Annotated in this window: 2 protein-coding genes; both read left to right on the top strand. The window is 41.2% G+C overall.

Features of this window, described 5'->3' with window-relative positions; translation table 11 throughout:
- Window positions 1–1,341 precede the first annotated feature (1,341 nt).
- Window positions 1,342–2,070, top strand: a complete 729-nt coding sequence (locus tag QUA71_RS28930; RefSeq protein WP_333290420.1) for a PEP-CTERM sorting domain-containing protein — start codon at window positions 1,342–1,344, stop codon at window positions 2,068–2,070.
- Between the two features lie 825 nt (window positions 2,071–2,895).
- Window positions 2,896–3,258 carry an archaeosortase/exosortase family protein gene (locus QUA71_RS28935; protein ID WP_333290421.1) on the top strand — a complete coding sequence of 121 codons (363 nt, stop codon included), beginning with the start codon at window positions 2,896–2,898 and terminating at the stop codon, window positions 3,256–3,258.
- Window positions 3,259–3,324 lie beyond the last annotated feature (66 nt).

Consider the following 3,324-nt stretch of genomic DNA (forward strand, 5'->3'; position numbering starts at 1 on the left):
TGACATTCAGGACAAATCATAGCTAAATTTTCGTTGATTGTTAGCGCTCAGCATACCACAACTGTGCAACGCCAAAATTTTTGCTGACTGCGACGGTTCCTCCTGCTGTCCTCCAACAGTGCCAAACTGAATCTGGGAATTGACGGAGTGAGAAAGCCGCTGAAACCTTGATATTTAGAGGGTTTAGGCTCTTGAACCTCCCTCAAGAGAGTAGCAATTATCACAAGTTTATTGACCATTTTGATGGTAGCCAACCCGAACGATCATCATTCGACCCTGTAGAAAGTCTAAAAAGTAGCGATCGCACGCACACATTTTTTTGAAGACAAGCTACTCAAACCCTTACTGCGTCAAGTCTTTCAACTTGCTTGTCACCGTCAAATATAGAAATTGAGTTTTTTCCAAAAAATAATATTAACAAATTTTTAGCGCAAGCAGACCCAGAAATAGAATTGTTAGTCCCGACATTTTGGCGTTGCCTAATTGCCGGATGATTTTGATTTTTTTGTGGGATGGGCTCTCCTAGCCCGAAGGCGTGTATTTTTTACCGCAGGCGGGACACCCCACAAGAATCATCCTCAAATTGTGCAACGCCGACATTTTTAGGTAACTACCAGCGCCGCTTCTACCGCAGAGGCGTTCCGAAAACTATGTCCCAGAAAGTCGAGTCGTCCTTTTAGTCGGTCAAAGTTCCGGCGTCACAGATAATAACGGCCACCGAAACCATTGGTCTCTAAACTGAGATGTTGCACCATGACCGATAAGCCTGTTTTGGGCGGGATCTCCTGCCCACCCCCTACTCCCCACCAGAAAACTCCTTCTTTGTGGAACGGGCCCCAGAGCCGGTTCTTGGTAATGGTGCAACATATGAGTCTAAATGGCGCTTGTTGCTGAATCCGAAAGCGAGAATCGACGCACCGAATACGATCCAAGATTTTGTCCTGAGTTATAGCCCACATTCGGCAGTTTCAACTGTCACCATCGGTTTTTACCTATTTTTACCCAGCAATCAAGCTATCACTTAAACTTTTCTACCGTACATTAACGGATCAAAAACTTTTTAAGGGCATAATGTAGAGCTTAAAAATAGTTTAATCACTAATTATGCTGTGTAAAAACTCAGGTTAGGAAGGTGGGTTATAGCTTTTTGAAATAGAGAAAATTCAGGAATAAAATCCGGGTCGCAACACCCCTATTTTTTGATGTACGCCATAGAAAATAGCTAGCTAGAAGTCATCAATTTAGGCATTTTGCCTAAATCCCATCAGCGTATTCTGAATCTTCATCGAATCTTTATCAAAACTACTTGCATTAACTTGTGCTTCCGTTGAGATTGAATATGTGAAGGAAAAAAACCTGCTTTCCGTCAACTTAAAAATAAAGGTGTCAACCATGAAATTCCAATTAAACTTAGTCAAATCTATTTTAGCTGTTGCTGGTGTCGCCACTCTTAGTGCAGTATCTGCAGCACCTGCCTCTGCCTTCAGCTTTGGTAATATCGCTGGTGGCGATACGGTGGGAGATGCTTATGTTAATGACTTTAGCTTTGATGTCACAGATGGTGGCTCAGATAACGTTTTCTTCAAAATTGCCAATAATAACACATCCGTCCCCGGTATATTTATTGGTTCAGTTTACTTTGACACAGGTTCTAATACCAATTTATTGAGCGCCTTTGGCATTAATAATGGTAATACCGGCACGGTTGATTTTAAAAATAATGGCACTGCTAATATGCCACAAAGTTCTAACCTTACTACTCCTTGGTCTACGGATTTTTCAGCTACGAAAAATGGTGCTGGGTCGAACGGTGTCCAAACTGGTGAGGCTTTGGGATTGAGTTTTGGTGGAAATTATACTAACGTAGTTTCCGCGTTGAATGCTGGTACTTTGAGACTAGGGTTGCATGTCCAGGGTATTAATGGCGGTAGCGATACTTTTGTCAGCAGTATCAGCACTAGCAACACTGAAGCTACTCCGGAACCTTTAACAATGCTTGCTGCTGGAGCCGCTGTTGGGTTTGGTACTATGTTCAAAAAGCAACGTGCTCAGGCTCAAAAAGCTCAATAGGCTATCATTTGAACTCGTTTTCGATTCTGGCTTGATGTCAAACTAATTATTTTATGTTCGATCTAAAAACCTGGTTTCACCAAGAAACCAGGTTTCTTATTATCTGATATCATGTCTGATCGATTAACCATAATATCCCGGTCGGGGCGGGTTTTTGAGATTGTCAATTATTGGCAGGTATTGTTGGTGAACTCGCCCCTAAAAAAATCGCAGTCGCTCGATATTCGACATGATCTAATAGCGCCCCACCGTGAAAACCGTGGACTTTGAAGCCGATCTCAAACATATTTGCAGCGCTACGGCTGTTATTAATATATCTATAAATTGGTATGAGTAAGCAAGTGCTATGCATCCAACCAATCATTTCGAGTCGCAGTCTTTTTACTAGGTGTCCTAATGCTGAGCTATGCGTTGCATCTGAGTCTCACCACCCATCAAATTCCAGAGTGTCTACTAACCTCATCTCAAAGATTTACGGCCATTAAAATCCTCCGAGTCCTTCCCGTAGGAGGGTTTCAAGCTAATGATTAGTCCACATCCCCTACTATTTTTATGATATGATCTAACAATAGTCTGGACTGTTTTTAGTTCGTAGTCTGAAACCCTCAATTTTCCGTTGGTACTTCGATTGCCGCATCGACTGGAAACCCTTATTCTAGGGTTGATAATCAAAAACTGTCCGAAGTATGGCTCTCATCAATCAACTAATAACTAATATCTAAAATGTTCAAGAGAAAACTTTTTTGGCTCATCATTATCGCCACAGCTTTAGTAACTCTGAATATGACACTCCTGTGGAAATTGGGGGATATTGCTCATTTTTGAATGAGTATAGTTTTTTGGTCCGCTGTGGGTTCCCTGCTTTGGGACAAGCAGGACATTCTCAAACAGAGTGAGGGAAAAAATGACGTATTATCGATAGTCGCTGGGACAATATTAATAGCTTTTATTTTATTTAAAAGTGCTGTGGTTTCCAGTAAATTCGATCCTTTTTTAAGACTTGCACCTTTTTTGTCAGGTTTAGGTGTGAGCCTACTTGCGGTAGGTTTTGAGAACTTAAAACTATATTGGCGTGAATGGGTAATACTATTTTTTCATGGCACCCCCAGTGTCATTACGTTACCTTTAGTGGATTTTATTACCTCGCTTACTGCTAAATTTGCTTATTATTCTTTGTCTGTAGTTTAGACTAAAAAATGATTGCAGCCAAAAGTAGCTGCCTTTGAATATCCGGCAAGCTGTTACTCAAAAACT

Origin of the sequence: Microcoleus sp. MON1_C5, from assembly GCF_036701875.1 — a bacterium.
Lineage (GTDB): Bacteria > Cyanobacteriota > Cyanobacteriia > Cyanobacteriales > Microcoleaceae > Microcoleus.